At 73.4% G+C, this 24,411-nt stretch carries 25 protein-coding genes, 2 tRNA genes and 1 other RNA gene; 17 read left to right on the top strand and 11 right to left on the bottom strand.

The genetic code is table 11. The features are described from left to right. Window positions 1-36 precede the first annotated feature (36 nt). The 3 genes from amrb99_RS32060 to amrb99_RS32070 form a co-directional block, all read right to left on the bottom strand. Window positions 37-124, bottom strand: a tRNA-Ser gene (locus tag amrb99_RS32060). A 10-nt stretch (window positions 125-134) separates the two neighbouring features. Next, window positions 135-572, bottom strand: a complete 438-nt coding sequence (gene tadA / locus amrb99_RS32065; RefSeq protein ID WP_190863217.1) for a tRNA adenosine(34) deaminase TadA — start codon at window positions 570-572, stop codon at window positions 135-137. A gap of 49 nt (window positions 573-621) precedes the next feature. Beyond that, window positions 622-1,077, bottom strand: a complete 456-nt coding sequence (locus amrb99_RS32070) for a tRNA adenosine deaminase-associated protein (protein ID WP_347256945.1) — start codon at window positions 1,075-1,077, stop codon at window positions 622-624. Window positions 1,078-1,220: 143 nt separating this feature from the next. On the opposite strand from amrb99_RS32070, the gene amrb99_RS32075 reads away from it, so the two are divergent. After that, window positions 1,221-2,519 (top strand): alkaline phosphatase family protein, encoded by a 1,299-nt coding sequence (locus amrb99_RS32075; protein WP_190863152.1) that lies wholly within the window; start codon window positions 1,221-1,223, stop codon window positions 2,517-2,519. A gap of 4 nt (window positions 2,520-2,523) precedes the next feature. On the opposite strand, the gene amrb99_RS32080 is transcribed toward amrb99_RS32075, so the two are convergent. Continuing rightward, complete coding sequence (locus amrb99_RS32080; RefSeq protein ID WP_190863154.1) at window positions 2,524-3,009, bottom strand: tRNA adenosine deaminase-associated protein; 486 nt, start codon at window positions 3,007-3,009, stop codon at window positions 2,524-2,526. A 196-nt stretch (window positions 3,010-3,205) separates the two neighbouring features. Continuing rightward, window positions 3,206-3,577 (bottom strand): hypothetical protein, encoded by a 372-nt coding sequence (locus amrb99_RS32085; RefSeq protein WP_190863228.1) that lies wholly within the window; start codon window positions 3,575-3,577, stop codon window positions 3,206-3,208. A gap of 85 nt (window positions 3,578-3,662) precedes the next feature. Here amrb99_RS32085 and upp point away from each other — a divergent pair, with 85 nt between their 5' ends. The 7 genes from upp to amrb99_RS32120 all read left to right on the top strand — a co-directional run bounded on the left by upp (window position 3,663) and on the right by amrb99_RS32120 (window position 10,033). Then, window positions 3,663-4,301, top strand: coding sequence for a uracil phosphoribosyltransferase (upp, locus tag amrb99_RS32090; RefSeq protein ID WP_190863156.1), 639 nt, complete (start codon window positions 3,663-3,665; stop codon window positions 4,299-4,301). Window positions 4,302-4,524: 223 nt separating this feature from the next. After that, window positions 4,525-4,785: a hypothetical protein gene (locus amrb99_RS32095; RefSeq protein WP_190863158.1), complete on the top strand. Its 261-nt coding sequence runs from the start codon at window positions 4,525-4,527 to the stop codon at window positions 4,783-4,785. A gap of 148 nt (window positions 4,786-4,933) precedes the next feature. Then, complete coding sequence (locus amrb99_RS32100) at window positions 4,934-5,464, top strand: PH domain-containing protein (RefSeq protein WP_151540952.1); 531 nt, start codon at window positions 4,934-4,936, stop codon at window positions 5,462-5,464. Between the two features lie 51 nt (window positions 5,465-5,515). After that, window positions 5,516-6,046 carry an HAD domain-containing protein gene (locus tag amrb99_RS32105; RefSeq protein ID WP_190863159.1) on the top strand — a complete coding sequence of 177 codons (531 nt, stop codon included), beginning with the start codon at window positions 5,516-5,518 and terminating at the stop codon, window positions 6,044-6,046. Between the two features lie 185 nt (window positions 6,047-6,231). Beyond that, entirely contained in the window at window positions 6,232-7,698 is a 1,467-nt protein-coding gene (locus amrb99_RS32110) for a helix-turn-helix transcriptional regulator (RefSeq protein ID WP_190863161.1), read from the top strand. 141 nt (window positions 7,699-7,839) lie between these two features. After that, entirely contained in the window at window positions 7,840-8,613 is a 774-nt protein-coding gene (locus amrb99_RS32115; protein WP_190863164.1) for an FCD domain-containing protein, read from the top strand. Window positions 8,614-8,743: 130 nt separating this feature from the next. Continuing rightward, window positions 8,744-10,033, top strand: a complete 1,290-nt coding sequence (locus amrb99_RS32120) for an MFS transporter (protein ID WP_190863166.1) — start codon at window positions 8,744-8,746, stop codon at window positions 10,031-10,033. 29 nt (window positions 10,034-10,062) lie between these two features. Here amrb99_RS32120 and amrb99_RS32125 read toward each other — a convergent pair whose 3' ends face one another. Continuing rightward, entirely contained in the window at window positions 10,063-10,374 is a 312-nt protein-coding gene (locus tag amrb99_RS32125) for a type II toxin-antitoxin system VapB family antitoxin (protein WP_151542554.1), read from the bottom strand. Window positions 10,375-10,471: 97 nt separating this feature from the next. Beyond that, window positions 10,472-11,242, bottom strand: a complete 771-nt coding sequence (locus amrb99_RS32130) for a helix-turn-helix transcriptional regulator (protein WP_190863168.1) — start codon at window positions 11,240-11,242, stop codon at window positions 10,472-10,474. A gap of 138 nt (window positions 11,243-11,380) precedes the next feature. Here amrb99_RS32130 and amrb99_RS32135 point away from each other — a divergent pair, with 138 nt between their 5' ends. Then, entirely contained in the window at window positions 11,381-11,572 is a 192-nt protein-coding gene (locus amrb99_RS32135) for a DUF1059 domain-containing protein (protein WP_190863170.1), read from the top strand. A gap of 164 nt (window positions 11,573-11,736) precedes the next feature. Here amrb99_RS32135 and amrb99_RS32140 read toward each other — a convergent pair whose 3' ends face one another. From amrb99_RS32140 to amrb99_RS32150, 3 genes are all read right to left on the bottom strand, one after another. After that, window positions 11,737-12,492, bottom strand: coding sequence for an SDR family NAD(P)-dependent oxidoreductase (locus amrb99_RS32140; protein WP_190863172.1), 756 nt, complete (start codon window positions 12,490-12,492; stop codon window positions 11,737-11,739). Between the two features lie 193 nt (window positions 12,493-12,685). Next, window positions 12,686-12,773 (bottom strand) — tRNA-Ser (locus amrb99_RS32145). A gap of 10 nt (window positions 12,774-12,783) precedes the next feature. After that, a complete protein-coding gene (locus amrb99_RS32150) occupies window positions 12,784-13,128 on the bottom strand; it encodes a DUF952 domain-containing protein (protein WP_190863174.1) in 345 nt (114 codons plus the stop codon). Between the two features lie 58 nt (window positions 13,129-13,186). Here amrb99_RS32150 and ffs point away from each other — a divergent pair. Next, window positions 13,187-13,282, top strand: an RNA gene (gene ffs / locus amrb99_RS32155) — signal recognition particle sRNA small type. 57 nt (window positions 13,283-13,339) lie between these two features. After that, window positions 13,340-16,027 carry a DNA polymerase III subunit gamma and tau gene (locus amrb99_RS51590; RefSeq protein WP_190863176.1) on the top strand — a complete coding sequence of 896 codons (2,688 nt, stop codon included), beginning with the start codon at window positions 13,340-13,342 and terminating at the stop codon, window positions 16,025-16,027. A 76-nt stretch (window positions 16,028-16,103) separates the two neighbouring features. Here amrb99_RS51590 and hemC read toward each other — a convergent pair whose 3' ends face one another. After that, window positions 16,104-17,090 carry a hydroxymethylbilane synthase gene (gene hemC / locus amrb99_RS32165; protein WP_206700183.1) on the bottom strand — a complete coding sequence of 329 codons (987 nt, stop codon included), beginning with the start codon at window positions 17,088-17,090 and terminating at the stop codon, window positions 16,104-16,106. 575 nt (window positions 17,091-17,665) lie between these two features. Here hemC and amrb99_RS32170 point away from each other — a divergent pair. The 6 genes from amrb99_RS32170 (at window position 17,666) to amrb99_RS32195 (ending at window position 24,326) form a co-directional block, all read left to right on the top strand. Beyond that, the gene (locus tag amrb99_RS32170) at window positions 17,666-18,994 is read left to right on the top strand and encodes a hypothetical protein (RefSeq protein ID WP_190863180.1); all 1,329 of its coding nucleotides are present in this window, start codon (window positions 17,666-17,668) and stop codon (window positions 18,992-18,994) included. Between the two features lie 376 nt (window positions 18,995-19,370). Then, on the top strand, window positions 19,371-19,790 hold the full coding sequence (locus tag amrb99_RS32175; RefSeq protein WP_190863182.1) for a YbaB/EbfC family nucleoid-associated protein: 420 nt from the start codon (window positions 19,371-19,373) through the stop codon (window positions 19,788-19,790). Between the two features lie 84 nt (window positions 19,791-19,874). Next, window positions 19,875-20,474 (top strand): recombination mediator RecR, encoded by a 600-nt coding sequence (recR, locus tag amrb99_RS32180; protein WP_151542562.1) that lies wholly within the window; start codon window positions 19,875-19,877, stop codon window positions 20,472-20,474. After that, window positions 20,467-21,015, top strand: coding sequence for a DUF5063 domain-containing protein (locus tag amrb99_RS32185; RefSeq protein ID WP_190863184.1), 549 nt, complete (start codon window positions 20,467-20,469; stop codon window positions 21,013-21,015). The genes recR and amrb99_RS32185 overlap by 8 nt, the downstream gene beginning before the upstream one ends. A gap of 37 nt (window positions 21,016-21,052) precedes the next feature. Then, the gene (locus amrb99_RS32190) at window positions 21,053-22,825 is read left to right on the top strand and encodes a hypothetical protein (protein ID WP_190863186.1); all 1,773 of its coding nucleotides are present in this window, start codon (window positions 21,053-21,055) and stop codon (window positions 22,823-22,825) included. Beyond that, entirely contained in the window at window positions 22,785-24,326 is a 1,542-nt protein-coding gene (locus amrb99_RS32195; RefSeq protein WP_190863188.1) for a DUF4132 domain-containing protein, read from the top strand. Before amrb99_RS32190 ends, amrb99_RS32195 begins: the two co-directional genes overlap by 41 nt. The last annotated feature ends 85 nt before the right edge of the window (window positions 24,327-24,411 follow it).

Consider the following 24,411-nt stretch of genomic DNA (forward strand, 5'->3'; position numbering starts at 1 on the left):
GGTCCCGCCCCTCGTGCTGGCCAGGTCATGGCCGGGTGGCGGTGGTGGTGGGATTCGAACCCACGGAAGCTTGCACTTCACACGCTTTCGAGGCGTGCGCCCTCGTCCACTAGGCGACACCACCGCGGGGAAGCCTACCGGACTCTGCGGCGTACGAAGAACTCGGAGAGCAGCGCGCCGCACTCCGCGGCCAGCACGCCCGCGAACACCTCGGGCCGGTGGTTGAGGCGGCGGTCCCGGACGACGTCCCACAGCGACCCGACGGCGCCCGCCTTCGGGTCGACCGCCCCGTAGACGACCCGGTCCACCCGCGCCTGGACGGACGCGCCGGCGCACATCGTGCACGGCTCCAGCGTCACCACGAGCGTGCAGCCGGACAGCCGCCACTCGCCGCGCGCCCTCGCGGCGGCCCGCATCGCGACGATCTCCGCGTGCCCGGTCGGGTCGGCGCTCCGCTCCCGGTCGTTGCGGCCGGTCCCGATCACCGTGCCGGAGCCGTCCAGAACCACGGCGCCGACCGGGATCTCGCCGTCGGCGGCGGCGGCGCGCGCCTCGTCCAGCGCCCGGCGCATCGCCGCGCCGAACTCCTCGTCCGGTTCGGCGGCGGGGCCGGTCACGGGGTCAGTCACGGAGGCGGTCGAACTCCTCGCCGAACCCGGCGCGCTCGGCGACGGCCAGCAGCGCGTCCCCGGGCAGGGCCCGCTCGCCCAGGTCGCTGAGCTGCTCCGGGGCGATCCCGAGGTCCTCCAGCAGCGCCGGGTCGCCGCCGGCGTCGCCGTCCGGGACCTCCCCGACGAGCTGGTGGAAGAGGGCGGCGAGCCCGTCCTCGCGGACGGTCGACACGTACGCGCGGGGCTCGTCGTCCCCGTCCAGCCGGACGACCGCGAACCAGTCGTCGTCCTGCTCGACCAGCAGGACGACCGGGTCGCCGTAGGACTCGACGGCGGCCTCCCGCATCAGGTCGGCGACGTCGTCGACGTGCTCGGCCTCGGCGAGCACGGCCTCGGTCCCGACCCAGCCCTGCGGGCTCTGCGCGAACACGGCGGCGAAGTACGGCACCTGCTCATTGTGACCCACGGGGTTGCTCCGGTCACACCCCTCGCGCGCTTTCGGTCATGAGGATATTTCGGGTTTTGTCCCATGGTGGTCCACTCCGGTTCTTCCCCTGGTGCCCCAATGATCGTGATACTTCTCACCGGCCGGGCGGCGGGAGGAGCACCATGGGCAAGGACGAACTGACGAGGCGCGGGTTCCTGGCGGGAACGGCCGGGGCCGCCGCGCTCATCGCGGCGAGCGGTGCGGCCGGGACGGCGGCCGACGCGGCGGCGACCGTCCGGGCGCCCGTCTCCCCGCTCCCCGACCCCGGCGACTCCGGCATCGACCACATCGTCGTCGTCATGATGGAGAACCGGTCCTTCGACCACTACATGGGCTGGGTCCCCGGCGCCGACGGCAAGCAGGCCGGGCTCACGTTCACCGACGCGCAGGGCGACGCGCACGACACCCACCACCTGACGGTCCCCTACGGGTGCGGCTTCAACGACCCCGACCACTCCTACGAGGGCGGCCGCACCGAGTACAACGGCGGCGCCTGCGACGGGTGGCTCCGCGCCGGCGAGAACGACGTCTTCTCCATCGGCTACTTCAAGGGACCCGACCTCGGCTTCCACGGCCGCGCCGCCCTCGACTGGACGCTCTGCGACCGCTACTTCGCCGCCATCATGTCGTCCACGTTCCCCAACCGGATCTTCCAGCACGCCGGGCAGACCGACCGGATCTCCAACACCTTCACCTTCTCCGAGCTCACCACGGTCTGGGACCGGCTGAAGGAGAAGAAGATCCCCGCGCACTACTACTTCAGCGACGTGCCGTTCACCGCGCTGTGGGGCCTGAAGCACCTCGACATCAGCCGCCACATCAACTACTTCTACGACGACGCCAAGCACGGCAGGCTCCCCGCCGTCAGCTTCGTCGAGCCGGGCTTCGTCGGCGAGGCGCTGCCCGGAATGTCGGAGGACGAGCACCCGCTCGCCGACATCCGGTTCGGCCAGAGCTTCCTCAACAAGGTCTACACGGCGATCATCGACTCGCCGAACTGGGCCCGCACCCTGCTGGTGATCAACTACGACGAGTGGGGCGGGTTCTTCGACCACGTCCCGCCGCCGGCCGGCCCGGACCCGCGTCCCGACCTCGGCACCGGCCTGCGCGGCTTCCGCGTCCCCTGCCTGCTGATCTCACCGCGCGCCCGGCGCGGCGCCATCGCCCACGAGGTCTACGACCACACGTCCGTGCTGAAGGCGATCGAGTGGCGCTGGGGCCTCGAACCGCTGTCCGTGCGGGACGCCGCCGCCCGCAACATCGCCGAGGTGCTCGACTTCGAGAGCGCGCCCCGGCTGAAGGCGCCGCACTACGACGTCCCGCGCCCGCTCACCCTCGGCTGCATCGACCCGCAGCACACCCACGCCGGCGACGACTGGGCCCAGCTCAACGCCTACGCCCTCACCCACGGGTTCAGGTGACGGGTCAGGACACCGCGTCGAGGGCGCGCTCGAAGGCGGGGGCGAAGCCGACGCGGCCCGCGATGCTGAGCAGCATCTCGTCCGGGTAGAGCTCCAGGTCGCCGGAGATCGCGCCGAGCTCCATCTCGTCCAGCCCCAGGTCCGCGAAGATCGACATGTCGCCGACCGGCAGCACCTGGTCGAGCTCCTCGTCCTCCGGGATCGGGATGTCCAGGTACTCCAGGACCTGGCCGGCGAGCGGCCAGTCCACCGACGCCGTGACGTCCGACAGGAACACCATCACCTCGTCGCCGAGCAGGCGGATCGCCACGAAGAAGTCGTCTCCCACCGACACCAGCCCGATCGTCCCGCCCAGGCTCGGCTGCTGCCGCAGGGCATGGATCAGCCCGGCGAGATCCTCGGTCAGCGCCACCGGGAGGATCTCGGCCTCCCAGCGGTCGTCCTCGCGGTACACCACGACGGCGAAGTCCGTCGCGTCCACATCCGTCATTTCCACCCCACCGGCGCCGTTCCTGCCTGGGCATGGTCGCAGATGCGGCGCGTGCTCGCGTGCCCCACCGCCAAACTCGGCGGCGCACCGCCGGGTGAAGCGGGGAGTCGGCTCCGCTTTCCGGTACCCAAGGGGACGAACCTACTCGATCCCTGCCGGTCCCCCGCGAAGGGGGCGGCCCCTCCGGGCCCGCCGCTCAGTTGATGCGGAACGTGCGGCGCCTCAGCGCCGCGTGGATCCGGGCGCGCCGTGACCTGTGCGGCGTCACGCGCCGGCGCAGTTCCCGCGCCTCCGCCAGCTCCCGCAGGAAGATCGCCCGGCGGCGCAGCCGCTCGCGCACCTGCTCGGGCGAGATGTCGCCCTCGCCACCGGGCTCGCGGCCCGCTGTGACATCCCTCACCGCCTCGTCGACGTCGGAGGCGTCGACGGGGAACGGCACGGGTTCGGGCGGGGGGACAAGGGAGTCGGGAGCCGGCGGCGCGCTCTCCGCGGGGCCGGATCCCGGCCCGGGCGGATCGGGCGCGGGCTCGCCCGCGCGCTCCCGCCGCCGCTCGCTGTCGCTGCTCATAACGCCATGGTGCCCAGCTCAATGGCGTCCTATCCAAGATTGCCGGCCCGGCCGCCGCGCGCGGGCCTTGGGCTACGGTGTGCGCATGCAGACCCTCGCCGTCGACCATCCGCTCGTCGCGCACAAGCTCACCACGCTGCGGGACGTCCGCACCGACTCCCCCACGTTCCGCCGCCTGGCGGACGAGCTCGTCACGCTGCTGGCCTACGAGGCCACCCGCGACGTCCGGGTCGCCCCGGTCACCGTGCCCACCCCGCTGGTGGAGACCGACGGCGTCCAGCTGGCCAGCCCCAAGCCGCTCGTGGTGCCGATCCTGCGCGCCGGGCTCGGCATGCTGGACGGCATGACCCGGCTGCTGCCGACGGCCGAGGTCGGCTTCCTCGGCATGATCCGGGACGAGGGCACCCTGCAGGCCCAGACGTACGCCACCCGGCTGCCCGACGACCTGTCCGGCCGGCAGTGCTACGTCCTGGACCCGATGCTCGCCACCGGCGGCACCCTCGCCGCCGCGATCAAGCTGCTGTTCGACCGCGGCGCCGACGACGTCACCGCGATCTGCCTGCTCGCCGCGCCCGAGGGCCTCAAGTACCTCGAGGACGCGTTCGCCGGGACGTCCGCGCCGATCCGCGTCGTCACCGCCGCGATCGACTCGCACCTGAACGAGCAGGGCTTCATCATGCCGGGCCTCGGCGACGCCGGCGACCGCCTCTACGGCGTCGTCTGACCGGAGCACGGGAGGCGATCCCCACCGGCGTTCTGACCGCCGCCCCTAGCGGAGCGGCGGTGCCAGCGGAGAGCGATCCGAGTGTGCACCGCGTTCCGGATGTTCGTTCCTGGTGGCAAGGGGTACGAACGCGCTACGGAACGTCAGTGCGCGTTCCCCTCCGCCGCCCCGGCACAGGGGACCGTTACGGACCGGGCGGCGCGAGCGAGGCTAGGGAGTCGCGATGACTCACCAAGGGGATGGCGACCTGCCGCGCTACGCCGCGATCGGCGAGCGGCTCACCGAGGAGTTCGAAGGAGTCCACCAGTCCGACACCGTGGAACGGTGCGTGTCCGCCGCGCGGCACGGCGCGGACGAGGTGTGCGGGGGAGCCTCCCCGGACCTCGTGGAGCGGATCGCGCGCCGGCACCTGGAGGTGCTCGCCACGGTCGCCGCCGAGAAGCGCCGCCGGGCGCGCCGATCTTCTCTCGACAACGCGCCATAGCCCTTGCTTTGCCGGGGGTTGCGGCTGTGCGAAACTGAACCGGGGTCCGTGGGTCGACGCTCCGGGAGGCAGCCGTGCCCGCAAGCAAGCACATGACGAGGGCCGCGGCGGCCCCGCCCGATGGGCACCGCTCCGGCCCGAGGCCGCGATGAGGCTGGTGACCCCGGGGGACTCGGCCCCGGCCTCGGTGAACAAGTACCTCCTCCCGCACGAGAACCAGGTGATCACGGTGCGCCGGCATCCGGCCGTGCTGATGGTCCCGGTCGGGCTCGTCCTCGGCGGGCTGATCGTCGCGGGCGTGCTGAGCAACACCGTCGCCAGCCAGGCGGGCACGGTGATCAGCTGGATCTGGTGGGCGTGGCTGATCCTGCTCGCCTGGTTCGTCTGGCGGGTCGCCGAATGGTCGGTCGACTACTTCGTGATCACGAACCAGCGGATGCTGCTGACCACCGGCCTGATCACCCGCAAGGTCGCGATGATGCCGCTGGCGAAGGTCACTGACATGAGCTTCAAGCGGACGATCGCGGGCCGGATGCTCGGCTACGGCGAGTTCGTCCTGGAGTCCGCGGGCCAGGAGCAGGCGCTGTCGAACGTCCCGTACCTGCCGTATCCGGAGCAGCTCTACCTCGAGGTCTGCGAAATGATCTTCCCGAACAAGAACGCCACCGCCGACGACTGACCCCGGGCGCACCTCCCGCCGCCGCCCGATTCCGGGCGCTACGGTCCGGTCATGACCGGTTCGGTGCGGCGTCCGCTGCTGTTCCTCGACGTCGACGGTCCGCTCATTCCGTTCGGTTCGCAGCGGCCGTACCCGACGTATGAGACGGATCGTCCAGAAACGCGGGAAACCGCCGCGCATCCGCTTCTGTCAAGGCTCGATCTCGCGCACGGCCCGCGCCTGGCGGCCCTGCCGTGCGAGGTGGTCTGGGCGACGACCTGGACGTCCGACGCCAACGAATGCATAGCCCCCCGGCTGGGTTTGCCGGAGCTGGCGGTGGTCGACTGGCCGGACCCGTCCGAGGCGGACGAGTTGGACGAGCGGGCCGGCCTGCACTGGAAGACGCGGACCCTCGTCGGCTGGGCGGCCGGACGGGCGTTCGCCTGGGTCGACGACGAGATCTCCGATGCCGACCGTGCCTGGGTGGCCGTCCATCATCCGGGCCGGGCGTTGCTGCATCGCGTCGACGCGCGCGCGGGGTTGGGAGATGGCGATTACCGCCTTCTGGAGGAGTGGCTGCGGGCGCTCCAGGGTCCGACGTAATGGGGGTGGTGGAGCAATCTCGGCGGAATCAGCGATCTTGCGGGGATCGTCGGATAACGTCGGAGGCGACAGGTGCCGCGACCGTCCGGGGGGTCCCGCTTCATTACTCTCGATGTGCGTTAACCCGCAATGTGCAATCATGTCGGCACCCCAGCCGCCTGATTACTTCCGCTAAGTGAGTCCACATGCCGGGTCCAGGCAATGTCGGCGAACGTGTCCGCAACCTGCGGCTCACCAGACGCCTGTCGCAGGCACAGCTCGCCGGTCACGACCTTTCCGACAGCTACATCTCATTGATCGAGTCCGGTAAGCGGACTCCGACGCCGACGGTCCTGCGCATGCTGGCCGAGCGGCTCGGCTGCACGCCGGAGTACCTCGCCGAGGGCGTCGAGCCGGAGCAGCGCGCGCACCTGGAGGTGCGGGAGCGCCATGCGCACCTCGCGCTGCTGGGGGGCGACCCGGGCACCGCCGAGTCGGGCTTCGACGAGGTGATCGCGCGCAGCGACGATCCGGACCTGACATCCCGCGCCCGGTGGGGCCGCGCCCGCGCCCTGGAGGAGCTGGGCCGCGCCGACCAGGCGATCGCGCTGTTCGAGGAGCTGCGCGAGCAGGCCGAACGCGACCCGGGGCGGGCGAGCTGGCTGCCGCCGGTGATCGCGCTGGCGCGCTGCTACCACACGGTCGGCGACCTCGGACAGGCGATCGCGCTCGGTGAGCGGGCGATGGACCGGCTCGGCAAGCTCGGGCTCACCGCGGGGCAGGAGTACACCGAGGCGGGCAGGATCCTGCTGCTGGCCTATGTCGACCGTTCCGACCCGGCGCGCGCGCACGAGCTCGGTAGGCGGCTCCTGTATCCGGAGGGTTCCAAGGACGACGAGTCCACGAGCGTCCACTACCAGCGCGCCAGCATGCGCGCGCTGGAGGAGGGGACGATCGGCGATTCCCTGTACTTCGCCGACCAGGCGCTGGCCGCCCGCACCGACGCGACGCCCGTGCAGGCGCAGGCGCGTCTCGACCTCGCCGCCGCGAAGGCGCTGCTGAGGGGCGTCATGCCGTTCTCAGAGCCGGCGCCCTCGGCTGGGGCGGACGTCGTGTCGCCGGGCGAGGGCGTGCCGGGCATCGAGAAGCCGCGCGCCGAGGGCTCCCGCCAGGCCGCGCAGGAGGCTTTGGAGCTCCTGCGGGGAACGGACGCGCTCGAAGGGGCCGAGGCCACCGAGAGCACCATCGCCAAGGCGCGCGCGCTGGTCCTCGTGGGGGAACTGGACGAGGCCATCGCCGAGCTGGAGCAGTTCCTGGACACGGGGATGGCTCTGGCGCCGCCCGAGAAGGCGAACACCCTCACGCCGCATCCCGGCAACGACCTCGCCGCGCGCACACAGAAGACCGTCCTGGCCCGCCTCGTCCTGGCGCGGGCGAGGGTCGCGCAGGGCGACCGCGCCGCGGCCCAGGTCGTGCTGCGCGCCGCGTCCGAGCAGCTCAGGACGCTGCCGGCCGGGCGTCCCGCCGCGCACCTGCTGCGGGAGCTGGGCGAGCTGTTCGAGCTCGTCCAGGACAGCGAGTCGGCCGCCGCGGCGTACCGGCAGGCGCTGGAGGCCGCGGGCCTGCACGCCGCCCCCTCGCAGGAGGCGAACCACGACCTCGGACGGGTCTGACCTGCGGCGCGTGTGACCGGCACGGAGGACCCGGGCGGCGCCCCGGAATAAACGCGGCGGCGCGGCTGTCGTACCATGGTGACGGAAACATGGGATGACTGGCTGACCGGATGTCGGCGCACCCTGGCTCGAGGAGGGACCGTGACGCTGCGCACCGCCCGCCGGTCGTCGCTCGTCGACCAGGTGATCGAGCAGCTCAGGGGCGAGATCACCGGCGGTTCCTGGCCGGTCGGCGGGAAGATCCCGCCGGAGCCGGTGCTGTCGGAGACCCTCGGCGTCGGCCGCAACACCGTCCGCGAGGCCGTCCGGGCCCTCACCCACGCGGGACTGCTCGACAGCCGCCAGGGCGACGGCACCTACGTGCGGGCCACGAGCGAGCTGTCCAGCGCCGTCCGGCGGCGCCTCGAGACGGCCGAGCTCGTCGAGATCCTGGAGGTGCGGCGCGGCCTGGAGGTCGAGGCCGCCCGGCTCGCCGCCGCGCGCCGCACCGACGCCGACGTCGCCGCCATCGCCGACGCCCTCGGCCGCCGGGACGCGGCGTGGGCCGCGGGCGAGCACGCCGCGTTCGTGGAGGCCGACCTGGCGTTCCACACCGCCGTCGTGGAGGCGACCCACAACCAGGTCCTCACCGACCTCTACCGGGACTTCAGCACCGCCCTGAGGGCCAGCATCGGCGCGGCGGGCACCCTCCTGGAGCACGCGGACGTCCCGCACGGCCCCATCGCCGCGGCGGTGGAGGCGGGCGACGCGGCCGCCGCCGCCCAGGCCACCCATGCCTGCCTGGACCAGATCCTCGCCTCCACCGGCCCGTGGAAAGCCGCGCCCCCGGCCGCGCAGGCGCCCAAGGCGCCCAAGGCGCCCAAGGCACCCAAGGCGCCGAAGGTCCCGGAGGCCCCGGAGGAGCGCGAGCCCTAGCGGCGGAGCGCGTCCGGCATCACGCGGTTCGCCGCGTCCCATCAACGATCACCGGCGTGACCGGCTCCCGCGCCCGTCACGCCGTCCCCCGACCGGTTCGACGCGCCCATCGGCGCATGACGAAGGCGACATGAACACCTCGGCAACGACCCCCGTCCCCCGTGCCCTGACCGCCTGGTCGCTCGTCGGCCTGGTGCTGCTGACGATCAACCTGCGGGCCGCCATCACCGGGATCTCCCCGGTGCTCGGCGACCTGCGCGACGCGTTCGGCCTGTCCGGGGTCGAGGTCGGCGTCCTCACCACGCTGCCCGTCCTCTGCCTCGGCGTCTTCGCGTCCCTGGCGCCCGTCGCCGCGCGCCGGCTCGGCACCGAGACCGCCATCGCCGGCTCCCTCGTGCTGATCACGGCCGGGATCCTGCTGCGGGTCGTCGCGGCGCCGCTGCCGCTGTTCGTTGGAACGGTCCTAGCGGGTGCGGGGATCGCGATGGGGAACGTCCTCATGCCCGCCGTCATCAAGCGCGCGTTCCCGAACCGCGTCGGGTCCCTCACCGGCCTCGCGATGATGCTGATGGCCGCCAGCGGCGCCGTCGCCGCCGGGCTCGCCGTCCCGCTGAACGACGCGGGCGGCTGGCGCCTCGCGCTCGCCGTCTGGGCCGTCCCGTCGCTGGTCGCGGCGCTCGCCTGGGGGCCGCTCGCGCTCCGCGGCCGCCGCTCCCCCGACCGGCCCGCCGCGCCCTCTGCGCCCGCTGCCGGCCCTGCGGCGCGGGAGGGGTCGCTGCTGCGCTCGCCCGCCGCCTGGTTCGTCGCGGTGTTCATGGGCCTGGCGTCGCTGATGTTCTACGTGCTGATGTCCTGGCTGCCGGAGATCATGAAGGACGCCGGGTTCGCGCCCGCCACCGCCGGGATGATGGTCTCCACGATGATGATCGTCGGCATCCCGCTCGGCTTCGTGGTCCCCGTGCTCGCCGCCCGGCTGCGCGACCAGCGCGCCGTCGTCGCGGGCGTCGTGCTCACCATGGTCGTCGGGATCGGCGGCCTGATCTTCGCGCCCGCCGCCGGCTGGGCGTGGACCGTCGTGCTCGGCATCGGCACCGGCAGCGCGTTCCCGCTCGCCTACACCCTGCTCAGCCTGCGCTCGCCGAGCCCGTCCGTCGCGGCGCGCCTGTCCGGCATGGCGCAGACCGGCGGCTACCTGCTCGCCGGGTTCGGCCCGCTCGCCATGGGCGTCCTGCACAGCGCGACGGGCGGCTGGCACGCCCCGCTGACGCTGCTGCTCGTCCTCGTGGCGCCGGAACTGGTCTTCGGGATGCTCGCCGCCCGGCCCGGCTTCGTCCGCCCGGCCCCGCGCTCGGACGTCCTGGACGGCCGTCTCGTCGAGCCGAAGGGCCTGCCCGCCGCCGAACCCGCCCGCACCCGCTGACGCGGTCCGCCCCGGGGGCGGTTACCGGGTCAGCCGGTCATGTCGACGGCGTCCAGGTCCAGGACGCGCGCGTGCAGGACGAGCCGCTGGTGCAGCGCCGCCCGGAGCGCCCGGTGCAGGCCGTCCTCCAGGTAGAGTTCGCCCTTCCACTGGACGACATGGGGGAACAGGTCGCCGTAGAACGTGGAGTCCTTCGCGAGCAGCGACTGCAGGTCCAGCTCCCGCTTGGTGCTCACGAGCTGGTCCAGGCGGACCTGGCGAGGGGGGATCTTGGCCCAGTCCCGGGACGACAATCCGTGCTCGGGATAGGGCCTTCCCTCGCCCACCGCCTTGAAGATCACGCCCCGAGTCTACGTGCCCCGACTGGCCCGGTCACCGCATTCCACCGATTGGTAAACCAGTTACACCGCAGCTCAGAGGCCCCGTGAGTAACTGCCGTCACAGGGCGTCCGGCGGCCCGGGACGGGGCCCGGACGGCCCCCGGCGGGCGCCGCCGGAGGACAGCCAGGTGGTCGCCGCGTCCACCCGGCCGTGCACGCCCAGCTTCGGGTAGGCGTGCTCCAGGTGCTTCTCGACCGTCCGCGGGCTGATCGCCAGCCGCCGCGCGATCTGCCGGTCGGTGAGGCCCCTGGCCAGCAGGTCCAGGACCGCGGCCTCCCGCCGGGTCACCCGCTCCCGCGCGGGCGGCGCGAGCCGCCGCATCGCCCGGGCGAGCCGGGGCCGCAGCAGCTCGGCGACCGCCCGGTCGTCGTCGCCGAAGTCGCCGCGCCGCCGGTTGACCGCCAGGCACACGCTGCGCGGCTCGTCCCCCGACCAGCCGGCGGGGAACGACATCGCGAGCTGGTGCTCGGCGCCGAGCGGCCGGTACACCTCCGCGTAGGCGGCGAGCGCGTGGTATTCGGCGCGCGACTGCAGGTCGGAGCGCAGGAGGGGCGTGCCGGGCCCGGACGTCGTGTGCGCGACCAGCGGATCGGCGGCCTTGTGCCGCGCGAACGCCGCCAGCGCGTCGCGGCTCAGCAGCCCGTCCGGGACCGTGAGCGGCCCCCCGGCGCCGTCCGGGCGCACCGACCACACGAGGCTGTCGCCCGGCAGCACGCTGAGCAGCAGCGGCAGCAGCGCCGGGAGCAGCGTCCGCTCGTCCTCGGCGTCGATCAGGAGGTCGGCGACCGCCAGCGTCCGCCGCAGCCCGACCTCCCCGGAGCCGGTCATCCCTCCACTGTAAATTCCCTGGTCAGACGGGGACAAGGCGGCCATTCGCGGCCTGTCGCCAGACCGCGCATACGGGATTTCCCGTATTCGCCGGCGGGCGCGCGCCGACCGAGACTGGCAGTGAGGGGAGGAACCGACATGCGCAAGGTAGCCGACTGCAGGGACTACCCCAGCGAGATGAACTGCACGCTCACCATCGCCGGCGAGGAGCAGGAGGTGGTACGGGCGGCCGCCGAGCACGCGGCGTCCGTTCACGGGCACGAGGACAGCCCCGAACTGCGCGAGGAGATCCGCCAGGGGCTGAAGGACGAGGTGCCGCAGCACGCCTGATCAGACGGCATCCGATGTGGCCGGGACGGACCCCGTCCCGGCCACGTCCGCGTCCGGGTGCGGCGCTTCTGGGTGCGGCGCTACCGGGTGCGGTGCGGACGGCCTGGCGTGGGCCGCTTGGCGTGGGCGGCCGGGGCGTCGGCGGGGGGCTCGGCGGATGGCCGTCAGCGGAGCTTGATCGCGCCGCCGTCGGCCATGACCGTCTGCCCGGTCATGTACCGCGCGTCGTCACCGGCGAGGAACGCGACGATCGGCGCGACGTCCAGCGCCGGGTCCCCGAACCGGCCCAGCGGCACCTTGGCGGCCGACTGCGCGTACTGCTCCGGCCGCGCCTCCGCCCACTGCACCACTCCGGGCGTCATCGCCATCGGGCAGACCACGTTCACCCGGATGCCGTACGCCGCCCACTCGTTCGCCGCGACCCGGCTCAGCCCGCGGATCGCCTCCTTCGCCGCCGCGTAGGAAGCCTGGTTCGGCTGCCCGTCCAGTCCCGCCCCGGACCCGAAGTTGACGATCGACGCCCCGCCGGCCTTCTTCAGCTCCGGCAGCGCGGCCAGCATGAAGTCGCGCGTCGCGAACAGGCCGGTGTCCATGGCCAGCCGCCAGTCGTCGTCCGTCTGCTCCTCGAAGGGCTTCTGGCGGGACGCGCTCGCGTTGTTGATCAGCGTGTCGAGCCGTCCGAACCGCTCCACGGCCGCGGCGACGGCGCCGTCCGCGACGGCCCGGTCCGAGACGTCCCCCTGCCGGAAGACGACCGCGTCGCCCAGTTCCAGCGCGAGCGCCTCGCCCGCGTCCCGCTGGAGGTCCACCGCGACGACGCGGGCGCCGCGCTCGGCGAACAGCCGCGTGACCGCCCCGCCGATCCCGGACGCACCGCCGGTGACGATGGCCACCTTGCCCTGAAGGCTCCCGTTTCCCATGCTCAGCCCCGATCCCCGCCCGGTCGTACGCCGTGGCGTTTCCCCACAGCTACCAGGCACGACGAAGCCTCCGGACCGTCGATTCGACTCAGTGAGACCTCGCCGGGCGCCCTCCCGGGCGGCCCGCCGGCACCGGGAAACGACGAAGGTCCCGGCCGCTGTGCGGTCGGGACCTTCGTTCGGCTCGCGCCGGTGGCGGAGGATGCGAGATTCGAACTCGCGAGCGCTTGCACGCAACACGCTTTCCAAGCGTGCGCCCTAGGCCACTAGGCGAATCCTCCACGGGAGAGCCTACCGGTTCTCGGGCAGTGACCTGACATCAATTACGGCGGAGACCGGGATCGGCCCGTACACGTGCGGGAAGACCTCGTCGCCGACCGACTCGTGGCGGACCGGCGCGTCCAGCCGCGCCACGTCGATGACCAGCAGGACCAGGTCAGAGCGGGGGACGGCGCCGTAGAAGCGGCCGAGCACGCCGTCCACCTGGCCCATGTCGGAGGAGCAGTGGACGAACCCCTCCTCGTCGAGCGTCCGGCCGAGCGTCGACATGGCGTACGACACACCCGAGTCCCGCGCGGATTCCCAGTGGCGGCGTTCGGCGATGTGCAGGAGCGTCTGCTGCGTGGCGTCGGTCATGGGCGGGAGAGTACGCGGCAACCGTCCCGACCCTCGCCGCTGATGCCATAGACTCTGTGCAGACCCCTCGCACGGCGTCACCCTGTGAACCTCCCCAGGGCCGGAAGGCAGCAAGGATAAGCAGGCTCTGGCGGGTGTGCGGGGGGTCCCTTGCTTTGACCGCGACACCGCGCCTGTGACGCTCTGCTTCTCGAGGGAGGGCGGACCCCCGATGAGTCTGGCTCTGTACCGCAAGTACCGGCCAGCGACCTTCGCCGAGCTGAAGGGGCAGGAGCACGTCGCCGAGCCCCTCCAGCAAGCGCTGCGCAACGGCCGGATCAACCACGCCTACCTGTTCAGCGGGCCGCGGGGCTGCGGAAAGACCTCCAGCGCCCGCATCCTCGCCCGCTCCCTGAACTGCGAGCTGGGCCCGACGCCCGACCCGTGCGGCAAATGCGACTCGTGCGTCGCGCTCGGCCCGTCCGGCAGCGGCCACATCGACGTGATCGAGATCGACGCCGCCTCGCACGGCGGCGTCGACGACGCCCGCGACCTGCGCGAACGCGCGTTCTTCGCGCCCGTGTCGGCGCGCTTCAAGGTGTACATCATCGACGAGGCGCACATGGTGACCCGCGAGGGCTTCAACGCGCTGCTGAAGCTCGTCGAGGAACCGCCGCCGCACCTGAAGTTCGTGTTCGCGACCACCGAGCCCGAGAAGGTCATCGGGACGATCCGGTCCCGCACGCACCACTACCCGTTCCGGCTGATCCCGCCGGGCGTGCTGACGGAGCTCGTCGAGGAGATCCTCACGTCCGAGGACGTCCCGTACGAGGCGTCGGCGCTGCCGCTCGCGGTGCGGGCCGGCGCCGGGTCCGCCCGCGACACCCTGTCGATCCTCGACCAGCTCCTCGCCGGGTCGGACGAGCAGGGCATCACCTACGCGCGGGCCGTCTCGCTGCTCGGCTACACCGACTCCACCCTGCTGGACGAGGTCATCGCCGCGTTCGCCGCCCGCGACGGGGCCGCCGTGTTCGCCGCGATCGACCGGGTGATCGAGAGCGGCCAGGAACCGCGCCGGTTCACCGCGGACCTGCTGGAACGCATCCGCGACCTGGTGATCCTCTCGAACGTGCCGGAGGCGGGCGGCTCGGGGCTGCTGAACGTCCCGCCGGACGAGCTGGAGCAGATGCGGCGGCAGGCGTCGTCGATGGGACCTGGGGAGCTGACGCGGGCCGCGGACCTGCTGCACACCGGGCTCACGGAGATGCGCGGCGCCACGTCCCCGCGGCTGCTGCTCGAACTGATCTGCGCCCGGATCCTGCTGCCGGCCGCGTACGAGGACGAGGCGTCCATGTTCGCCCGTCTCGACCGTCTCGAACGCCAGGCCGCGCAGGGCGGCTTCGGCGGCGGCGGGCCGGGCGGTGCGCCGGGTGACGGCTTGGCGCAGGCCTTCGCGCCGTTCGCGTCGCCGGGTCCGGGGTCCGCGCCGTCGGCGGGACCCGCAGGGGCGCCTGGTGGAGGCGCTCCGGGGGGTGCTCCGTCGGCTGGTATTTCGTCGGCGGGCGTTTCGGCGGCTGGTGCGCCGTCGGTCGGGGGAACTGCGGCAGGGAGTGTCCCGGCGGGCGCGGCCCCGGCGGAAGCCGGCCCTGCGGGTGGGAGCCCGGCAGGTGGCGCCTCTGCGGGGGGCGTCTCTGCGGGAGACGGCCCGGCGGGAGGTGCTCCGGCGGGAGGATCTGCGTCGGCTGGCGCATCGGCGACCGGTGGTGTCGCTGGGGCCGGTGGTGCCTCGGCGGCTGAGGGTGCGTCGGGCGGTGGCGTTGCAGGCGGTGGCGTTGCAGGCGGTGGCGTTGCGAGCAGTGGCGTTGCGAGCGGCGGCGCTGCTGGCGGCGGGGCGTCTTCTGAGTCTGGGGTGAGGCAGCCCCCGCCCGCCCAGGGGGGCGACCCCACTTCCAGTGTCGACCCCGCCCGCGCACCGGCGGAAGCAGAACGCAGTTCTGTGGATAACCGCCGCTCCACCGCAGCCCAACCTCAGAACGCTGGTGGGCAAGGCGCCGGTGGTGCGGCTGGGCAGGCGTCCGCCGCGACCGGCGGGGTGGACGTGTCGACGGTGCAGCGGTACTGGCCGGACATCATCGAGGCCGTCAAGCAGAAGAGCCGCGCGACCTGGATGGTCATCATGTCCGGCGTGCGGCCGGCGTCCCTCGAGGGACGCGTTCTCACGCTCGCGTTCGACGCCGAGGGGAACCGTCTCGGGTTCGTCAACGGCAACCGCGACGTCATCCTCAGCGAGGTGCTCCGGGAACGGATGGGCGTCGACTGGCGGATCGAGACGGTGTCCGGCGGTGCGGGCGGCGGACGGGGCCAGGGCGGCCCCGGGCCCAACGCGGGACCGGGCGGTGGACGGCCCGGCGCGGGCGGCCCCGGAGGCCACGGCGGCTCAGGCGGCGGATTCGGATCCGGTGGCGGGTCCGGTGGCGGGTTCGGTTCGGCCCCCTCGGGCGGCTTCGGGTCGGCCGCCACAGGCGGATCTCAGTCCCCCAGCGGGTTCGGTTCGTCGGCGCCGTCCGGCTTCGGCGCCGGAACGGGCCAAAACGCGCCGCAGCAGGGCGGCCCGGCCTCGAATCCCGTCCCGCGCCCGGCTTCCGGCGGGAACGGCGCCAACGGCTCGAACGGGTCGAACGGGGCGAGCAGCAGGAACGGGTTCAGCGCGGGCGGCGCGGCGGCCGGGGACCTGGGGCCGCTCCCACCGCCGCCGGACGAGCCGCCGCCGCCTCCCGAGCCGTCCCCGGTGGACGAGAGCGACGAGGTGGACCCGGAAGGGGACGCCGACGCGGACGGCACCGAGGCGGAGATGAGCGGGATGGCGCTCATCCAGCGGGAGCTGGGCGGTCAGATCATCCGGGAGATCGACAACTCCTGAGGAGCGTCGGCGACCCTTGGCGGGACGACGCTCCCTAGTAGCGACGCCGACTCCCCGAGAAGGGCCGCGAAGCCCCTCAGTGCGGGATGCTCTCGATCAGGTCCCCGGCGCCCTTGCGGAGCAGGTCACCGGCCACGCGGACGCCGAGATCCGCACCCTTCTCCGGCGGGGACCACTCCTGCGCGTGGACGAAGCGCGAGCCGTCCGGCGTGAACACCATGCCGCGCAGGCTCAGCCGCCCGTCGCGCTCGATGCGGGCGTGGCCGGCGATCGGGCTGTTGCAGTGCCCCCGGAGGTCGTGCAGCATCGCGCGTTCCGCGCTGACGCACAGCCGGGTCTCCCGGTGATCCAGCAGGCGCACCAGGTCCACGACCTCGGAGTCCGCGCGGCGGCAGTCGATGGCGAGGACGCCCGATCCCACGGCGGGTAGGAGGTCGAGGGTCTCGCCCGGCCGGTCGATTCCCAGGCGGGTCAGGCCCGCCCGCGCGACCACGACGGCGTCGAGGTCGTCGCCGGAGTCGAGCCGCTCCAGCCGCGAATCCACGTTGCCGCGCAGGAACTCGATCCGCAGGTCGGGACGGATCCGACCGAGCTGGGCGCGCCGCCGCACCGCCGACGTCCCCACGCGTGCTCCCGGCGCGAGATCGGCCATGCGCCGGATCCCGCCCGCCGCCGGGAACAGCATCACGTCGGCGGCGTCGTCGCGTTCGACGTACGCGGCGAATTCCAGCTCGTCCGGCCTTGGGACGTCTCCGGGCACGTCCTTGAGGCAGTGCACCGCGACGTCGACGCGGCCGGTCAGCAGCGCCCGGTCGATCTCCGTCATGAACGCGCCTTTGCCGCCGAGCTCGCCCAGGTGCCCCCGGTGCCGGTCGCCGGCGGTCGAGATGCCGGCCACCTCGACCGCCACGTTCGCCGACTCCCGCAACCGGGCGGCCACTCCGCGGGCCTGCACCATCGCCAGCGCCGACGTCCGGGTGCCCAGCCGCAGCACCCTTCCATTCCAGCGCTGGGAGGACGCCGGTTCGAGCGCGTCCGACCCGGCGGGCACCGGCGCCGTCACCCTCGAGCCACCCGCCAAGCCACCCGCCGCGCCCTGCGCCGCGCCGCCCGCAAAGGTTTCGTCGTCGCCCGTCATGTTCATCCCCCTCTGGTGCGGCCCGAGGACCGAGCCGCCGCCCGCGCGGTGAGCCGCTTCCTCCTCTGTGATTGAACCGTGCCGACCTCGCGGCGCATCGGGGAACGTGCCGTCCGGTGCCCGGCCCCCTGCGACACCCCGTCGCACGGTCGCGGAGGGATACCCGGCGACCTGGGACTTCGGCGCTATCCTGCACAGAGAGCGAATGATCAACTACGGGCGGCGATGCCGTCGCCATACCGGGAGCGGGCGGATGCGGGCATTGATCGGCGAGCGTCGGCGATACGAGGTCAACGGCACGTGCCAGGCGGCACCGGCCAGGCGGCACGAGCGACCCGCCCGCCCTCGCGTTCCCCGGCCCGAGCCCGCCTCCCCCCATGTCACCCCCCTTCACGGACACGGCGCCTGACCGCTCCTGGTCGGCGTCGCTACCGAGTCCCCTCGCTGAGGTCGGCGACCGGAGGGGGCTCCAGTTCTCCGAAAGGGAAGTGCACCACCTCATGATCGACAACCTCAAACGCGGTCTGCTGGTCGCGGCCTCCATCAGCGGGGTCTTCGTCCTGGGGCAGGCCGCGGCACAGGCGGCCGCGGACGGCCACGACGGCCACGACGGCCACGGCCATGCGAGCGCCGGTTCGGGCAACCAGAGCGCCGCCGTCAGCGGGAAGACCGGCCACGGCGGCAAGGGCGGCAACGCCACCAGCCAGAACGGCGCCGCCTCCGGCAAGACCGGGAACTCCGGGAACTCCGGCTCCACCGGCGGGAACACCGCCGGCAACCTCTGCGTCATGGCGGACTGCGTGGCCCTCGCGTCCTCCGGGAACTCCGGCAAGACCGGGAAGACCGGCGACAGCGGGAACGCCTTCAACACCTCGAGCACCACCGGCGGCCACGGCGGCCGCGGCGGCGACTCGGGCGAGAGCCTGGCGAAGGGCAAGTCGGAGTCCGCGGCCGTGACCTACGCCAAGACGTACGGCGGCTGGAACGGCGGCGGCGCCGCCGGCGCGGCCTCCGGCAACAAGTCCCTGTCGCAGAGCGGCGACACCGGCAAGGGCGGCGACGGCGGCTACGCCGACAGCAAGAACACCGCCCTCTCCGGCCAGACCGGCAACTCGGGGAACTCCGGCTCCACCGGCGGGAACACCGGCTACAACGTCTGCGTGATGAGCAAGTGCGCGGCCGCCGCCACGTCCGGCAAGTCCGGCGACACCGGCAAGACCGGCGACTCGGGTGCGGCCGCGAACACCTCGCAGACCAGCGGCGGCAACGGCGGACGCGGCGGCGACTCCGGCAACGCCGGAGCCGAGGGGCACAGCAAGGCCCAGGCCGCGACCGGCGCGGAGAGCGACGAGCAGTCCTCGAAGGAGGGCTACCGGCTCGCGAACGGGGGCGGTGACGACAACGCCGCCGACTCCGGTGACCACGCCGCCGCCGACTCGGGCGACCACACCGTCGCCCTGACGGGCGACACCGGCAAGGGCGGGAACGGCGGCAACGCCGAGAGCAAGAACATCGCCGTGTCCGGTCAGACGGGCAACTCCGGCAACTCCGGTTCCACCGGAGGCAACACGGCCGCGAACATCAGCCGCCCCCACAAGGACGGCGACAAGGACGGCGAGAAGGGCGGCGAAGAGCGCGGCGAGCACGGCGACCGTCCGCTGATGCTGGCCTTCGCCTCCTCCGGTGACTCCGGCAAGACCGGGGACACCGGCGACAGCGGCAAGGCCTGGAACACCTCGCAGACCAGCGGCGGCAACGGCGGCCGCGGCGGCGACTCCGGCAACGCCGGGGCCAAGGGCCACAGCGAGGCCACCGCAATCAGCCGGTGACCCGAGGTCACATCGGCGACTGAACATCAGGTGACGCCGCCGCCCCGTCCCGGCTCGAACGCGGGACCGGGCGGCGGCCCACCTGGACGGACCCGACGAACGGTCGAGGCCCCGTCCGCGTGAGAGGGGCCACCAGACCGGGGGCGCGCGCCTTGTGGCGCGCGCCCTTCGTCGTGCTCGGGGCCTGGGGCGCTCGGCGGCGGACGGGATCGTCCGGGAGATCGGCGGATCCCGCGGCGCGGAGTCCGGACATCGGGCGGCCCGCACGTACCGCATCGTCCCGTGACCCCGTAGTCTCGGGGGACGGACGTCCGGTGGTCGTGCGCGGTCGCGAGAGAGCAAGGCCCTTCCGAGGGGGCCGGAAGAGGGGTGCACCGTGGAACCCGGTGGTCAGTTGAACATGCAGGAGCTGCTGCAGCAGGCGCAGGCCATGCAGGAGCAGCTGTTCGCCGCGCAGCGGGAGCTGGCGGAGGCGGAGGTGAAGGGCACCGCGGGGGGCGGGCTCGTCACCGCGACGGTCAACGGCCAGGGCGAGGTCACGGGGCTGTCGATCGACCCGAAGGCGATCGACGCCGACGACCCGGCGGACACCGCCGAGACCATCGCCGACCTGGTGCTCGCCGCGATCCGCGACGCGGCCCGGGAGGCGGCCGAACTGCAGCAGGAGAAGATGGGCCCGCTCGCGGCCGGCCTGGGCGGCGGGGGCGGCATCCCCGGCCTCGGCGGAGGCGGCGCGCCGGGCGGCGGCGGGATCCCCGGCGGCTTCCCCGGCCTGGGCGGCGGCTCGGGCGCCTGACGGCCCGCCAGGGCGGGCGGCCGCCGCCCGAAGCGAGCGGCCCGCGGCCGGCACAAGAGATCGTGAACTGAAAGGAGGGGTCCGTTGTACGAAGGGGTGGTCCAGAACCTCATCGACGAGCTGGGCAGGCTGCCCGGCGTCGGCCCCAAGAGTGCGCAGCGGATCGCCTTCCACCTCCTCGCCGCCGATCCGGCCGACGTCGAGCGCCTCGGCAAGGCGCTCAAGGAGGTCAAGGACAAGGTCCGCTTCTGCAGGACGTGCGGGAACGTCGCGGAAGAGGAGGAGTGCCGGATCTGCCGGGACGCCCGCCGCGACCCGTCGGTGATCTGCGTGGTCGAGGAGTCCAAGGACGTCGTCGCGATCGAGAAGACCCGCGAGTTCCGCGGCCGGTACCACGTGCTGGGCGGCGCGATCAGCCCGATCGAGGGCGTCGGCCCGGACGACCTGCGGATCCGGGAGCTGATGCAGCGGCTCGCGGACGGCACGGTGACGGAGCTGATCCTGGCGACGGACCCGAACCTGGAGGGCGAGGCGACGGCGACGTACCTCGCCCGGCTGGTCAAGCCCATGGGGCTCACCGTCACCCGGCTGGCGAGCGGCCTGCCGGTGGGCGGTGATCTGGAGTACGCCGACGAGGTGACCCTGGGACGCGCATTCGAAGGACGGAGGCTGCTCGATGTCTGACACCAACAGCCCGCAGGACTGGAACGCCCTCGCCGAGCGGGTGGCGTGCCATGTCGACAACTACCTGAACGGGCTGGAGGCCGTGGCGCGCGGCGACGCCGGGACGCACACGATCCCGCTGCTGCTGTTGGAGGTCTCGCAGGTCATCCTGGCGGGCGCGCAGCTCGGCGCCAGCGCGGACGTGATCCTTCCGGACAACTGGGAGCCGGAGATCGGCGACGACCCGGACCTCGACGCGGTCCGCACGGGCCTGGCGGAGCGCCTCGCCGACCTCGACGAGTACGTCGAGGTGTTCGACCCGTACAAGGACACCGAGCCGACGTCGTACCGCTTGTCGGACGATCTGGTCGACGTCGCCAGCGATCTCGTCCACGGGTTGCGGCACTACAACCAGGACCGTCCCCTCGAGGCGCTGTGGTGGTGGCAGTACTCGTACTTCAACCACTGGGGCAACCACGCGGGCGCGTCGCTGCGGGCGCTGCACGCCTACCTCGCGAACGACCGCCTCGCCGTGGCCCAGGAGGCCGCCGTCGCCCAATAGCGGGGCGCGTGTCGGAGGGGTGTCCTAGCGTGGGGGTATGGATGATCTTTCGGCTTCGGGGGAAGATGCGCTGATCCTGCCGGACGCGTGGCGGCGGCGGATGTTCGCGCGGCGGGGCGGGCGGCCGGGGCCGGCGATCAAGGTGGACGGGTCCGCCGCCGAGGGTGTGCGGGAGCGGGTCCGCGCGCTGGAGGCCGAGCGGCCGATCGGCGAGCGGGACGGTGTCGGCCCGGAGATGGCCGGGGCGGCGCGGGAGTACCTGGCCGGTGCCGCGAACCCGCTGGGCGCGGCCGTGGTCGCGGCGCTGCTGGCGGAGGACGCGATGTGGGACCCCGCCGTCGAGAAGCTCGCGGCGCCGCTGGCGGACGCGTGGGTCAGCGAGCACGGGCTGCCGTTCGCGGCGTGCGCGTTCGCCGAGCTGAGCGGGATCCGCTGGGGCGCCCCCGGTCTGAGGGTCGCCGGGACGCCGGATGAGGGGCCCGGCAGGTCGGTCGGGTCGACGCCGGCGTGGCGGATCGGGGCACGGCTGCGGGGGCTGCTGGCGGTCGCCGCCGAGGACGAGTACGAGAGGGCGGTCGAGGCCCTCGCGGAGTGCCGGCGCGGTGCGGCGCAGCGGACGACGGTGTCGTTCCTGGTGCCGTCGCGGCTCGACTGGGTGCAGGAGTGCTGCGAGGCGCCGCCGGACCTGCGGTACGAGTCGGGCTTCCTGTGGATGCTGCACTGCGCTCTCGGCACGTCTCGCCATGTGGAGACGCTGGCCTGGTACGGGCTGCCCTACGTGCACACGTGGAACCGGTCGTGCTTGGTGACGATGCTGGACGGGCTGGGCGCGGCGGCCGTGCCGCTGCTCGTGGCGGCGTACGACGCGAACCAGTGGGACACCGACCTCCGGAAGCTGATCGTCGAGGTGCTCGCGATCGTGCCGGGCGATGAGGCGTTCCAGGCGCTGGTGGACCGCGCCGACCAGAAGCACGTGCGGCCCGTGCTGCTCGCGGCGATGAAGCGGTTCCCCGCGCGGGCGCTGCGGTTGCTGGCGGCCGCGGACGCGCCGCATCTCGCCGAGCTGCTGGCGGGGCATGTGCGGGCCCATCCGGAGCTGGCTGCGGCGGCCGGTGTGGCGGTGCGGGACGACGGCCGGCTGCCGGACGCTCCCCTGGACGCGCTGCCGGGCCCGCTGGCCGATCCGCCGTGGCTGCGGAAGGCGGAGGCGGCGAAGCCCGTCGTCGTCGGGGGGCTCGAGCCGCCCGCCGAGACCGCGATGCGGTGGGAGCCGGGCGAGCGGGAGGAGTGGGCGAAGACCGACGACCGGCATCGGGTCCCGGCCGGTGACGACTGGGACGCGCTGGTCGAGGAGTTCCGCGAGGGCCGCGCCTACGGGTACGGGCTCGGCGTCCTCACGTACGGGCCGGTGGAGAAGGTCCGGCCGTGGCTGGCGGGCTGGAAGCCGCAGCTGTGGGAGGCGGAGATGTGGCTGCGGCCGGTCGTGGCCCGGTTCGGGGCGGACGCGCTGCCGGTGGCGCTGCGCGTCGCGGAGGCCGACCCGGCGGGGCTGGCCGACCGGGCGCTGCCGTTCCTGGACGCGGGGGTGGCGCGGTTGATGGCCGCGTCGCTGGCCAAGCCGAAGCGGGGCCGCACGACGGCGCTCGCGTGGTTCGGCAGGCACGGCGTGGACGCGGTGCCGCTGCTGGTCCCGGCGGCGCTGGGCAGGCCCGGCCCGGCGCGGCGAGAGGCCGAGGGCGCGTTGCGCCTGCTGGCCGAGAAGCACGGAAGTGACGAGGTCATCAAGGCGGCGGCGCGCGCACGGCGATGAGGTCGCGGACGCCCTGCGCGCGTCCGTCATGGTGGATCCGCTGGAGCTCCTGCCGAAACGCATCCCGGTGGTGGGCGAGTGGGCCGTCCCGGAGTCGCTGCCGCAGATCAGGCTCCGCGGGCGCGACGACGCGCTGCCCGCCGGTGCCGTCCGGCATCTGCTGACGATGCTGGCCATGTCCGGCATCGACGAGGTGTATGCGGGCGTCGGGATCGTCAAGGAGGCGTGCGATCCGGAGTCGCTCGCGGAGTTCGCGTGGGCGCTGTTCGAGCAGTGGCGGCGGAACGAGGCGCCGGCCAAAGACGGCTGGGCGCTGGCACAGCTCGGCTGGCTCGGCGACGACGGGACGGCCCGCCGGCTGACGCCGCTGATCCGTGCGTGGCCGGGGGACGGCGGGCACTCCAAGGCGGTCGTGGGCCTGGACGTCCTGGCGGCGATCGGCACGGACGTCGCCCTGATGCAGCTGTACGGCATCGCGCAGAAGGTGAAGTTCAAGGGGCTGAAGGCGCGCGCGCAGGACAAGGTCCAGGAGGTCGCCGACGGGCTGGGCCTGACGGCGGAGCAGCTCGGCGACCGGCTGGTCCCCGACTTCGGGCTGGACGCGGGCGGCGGGCTCGTCCTGGACTACGGGCCGCGCCGCTTCACCGTCGGATTCGACGAGCAGCTCAGGCCGCAGGTGGCGGACGAGGACGGTACCCGCCGCAAGGCCCTGCCGAAGCCCGGCGCGAAGGACGACCCGGAGTTGGCGCCCGCCGCGTACAAGCGGTTCGCGGAGTTGAAGAAGGACGTGCGGACGGTCGCCGCCGACCAGATCCGGCGGCTGGAGCGGGCGATGGTGACGCGGCGCCGCTGGACGGCGGGGGAGTTCCGGCGCCTGTTCGTGGAGCACCCGCTGATCTGGCACATCGCGCGGCGGCTGGTGTGGGTCGCGGAGGACGGCGGCAAGGCGGCGGCGTTCCGGGTGGCCGAGGACCGGACGTTCGCCGACGCCTCCGACGACGTGCTCGCCCTGCCGGAGTCGGCGCGCGTCGGCATCCCGCACCCGCTGGAGCTGGGCGACGCGCTGGAGGAGTGGTCGGTGCTGTTCGCCGACTACGCGATCCTGCAGCCGTTCCCGCAGCTCGGCAGGGAGGTGCACACGCTGACGGACGCCGAGCGCGCCGCCCGGCGGCTGGCGCGGTTCGAGGGCTCCTCCGTCGACCCGGCGGACGTGCTCGGGTTGGAACGGCGCGGCTGGCGGCGCGGGAGCCCCATGGACGCCGGAATCCAGCACAGCATGTACCGGGCGGTGCCGGGCGGCCTGTACGTCAACGTCCACCTGAACCCCGGGATCGACATCGGCATGGACTTCGCCGGTGCGCAGCGGCTGGAGGTCATCTGGGTGGACGACCGCCCGGAGACCGGCGACTGGTGCGCCCGCGAGGGGCGGCGGCCGATCGGCGACCTGGACCCGGTGTCCGCGTCGGAGGTGCTGGCGGAGCTGGCGGGCGTCGCGTCCTGACTCAGAGGGGGCGGCCGGAATGCGCCCGAGCCCGGCCGCCGAAGTCGGCCGGGCTGGTTCGTGCGCGGCGGGTGGGCCGGGAGGC

This window comes from Actinomadura sp. RB99 (assembly GCF_014706005.1).
Taxonomy (GTDB): domain Bacteria; phylum Actinomycetota; class Actinomycetes; order Streptosporangiales; family Streptosporangiaceae; genus Spirillospora.

Bases quoted from the DNA above. Each gene is read 5' to 3' on its own strand.
- amrb99_RS32190 (WP_190863186.1), top strand. From the start codon at position 21,053: ATGGATGATCTTTCGGCTTCGGGGGAAGATGCGCTGATCCTGCCGGAC.
- amrb99_RS32120 (WP_190863166.1), top strand. From the start codon at position 8,744: ATGAACACCTCGGCAACGACCCCCGTCCCCCGTGCCCTGACCGCCTGG.
- amrb99_RS32095 (WP_190863158.1), top strand. From the start codon at position 4,525: ATGACTCACCAAGGGGATGGCGACCTGCCGCGCTACGCCGCGATCGGC.
- amrb99_RS32105 (WP_190863159.1), top strand. From the start codon at position 5,516: ATGACCGGTTCGGTGCGGCGTCCGCTGCTGTTCCTCGACGTCGACGGT.
- tadA (WP_190863217.1), bottom strand. From the start codon at position 572: ATGCGCCGGGCGCTGGACGAGGCGCGCGCCGCCGCCGCCGACGGCGAG.
- amrb99_RS32100 (WP_151540952.1), top strand. From the start codon at position 4,934: ATGAGGCTGGTGACCCCGGGGGACTCGGCCCCGGCCTCGGTGAACAAG.
- amrb99_RS32170 (WP_190863180.1), top strand. From the start codon at position 17,666: ATGATCGACAACCTCAAACGCGGTCTGCTGGTCGCGGCCTCCATCAGC.
- amrb99_RS32085 (WP_190863228.1), bottom strand. From the start codon at position 3,577: ATGAGCAGCGACAGCGAGCGGCGGCGGGAGCGCGCGGGCGAGCCCGCG.
- amrb99_RS32110 (WP_190863161.1), top strand. From the start codon at position 6,232: ATGCCGGGTCCAGGCAATGTCGGCGAACGTGTCCGCAACCTGCGGCTC.
- amrb99_RS32075 (WP_190863152.1), top strand. From the start codon at position 1,221: ATGGGCAAGGACGAACTGACGAGGCGCGGGTTCCTGGCGGGAACGGCC.
- amrb99_RS32130 (WP_190863168.1), bottom strand. From the start codon at position 11,242: ATGACCGGCTCCGGGGAGGTCGGGCTGCGGCGGACGCTGGCGGTCGCC.
- upp (WP_190863156.1), top strand. From the start codon at position 3,663: ATGCAGACCCTCGCCGTCGACCATCCGCTCGTCGCGCACAAGCTCACC.
- amrb99_RS51590 (WP_190863176.1), top strand. From the start codon at position 13,340: ATGAGTCTGGCTCTGTACCGCAAGTACCGGCCAGCGACCTTCGCCGAG.
- amrb99_RS32080 (WP_190863154.1), bottom strand. From the start codon at position 3,009: ATGACGGATGTGGACGCGACGGACTTCGCCGTCGTGGTGTACCGCGAG.
- amrb99_RS32140 (WP_190863172.1), bottom strand. From the start codon at position 12,492: ATGGGAAACGGGAGCCTTCAGGGCAAGGTGGCCATCGTCACCGGCGGT.
- amrb99_RS32185 (WP_190863184.1), top strand. From the start codon at position 20,467: ATGTCTGACACCAACAGCCCGCAGGACTGGAACGCCCTCGCCGAGCGG.
- amrb99_RS32135 (WP_190863170.1), top strand. From the start codon at position 11,381: ATGCGCAAGGTAGCCGACTGCAGGGACTACCCCAGCGAGATGAACTGC.
- amrb99_RS32150 (WP_190863174.1), bottom strand. From the start codon at position 13,128: ATGACCGACGCCACGCAGCAGACGCTCCTGCACATCGCCGAACGCCGC.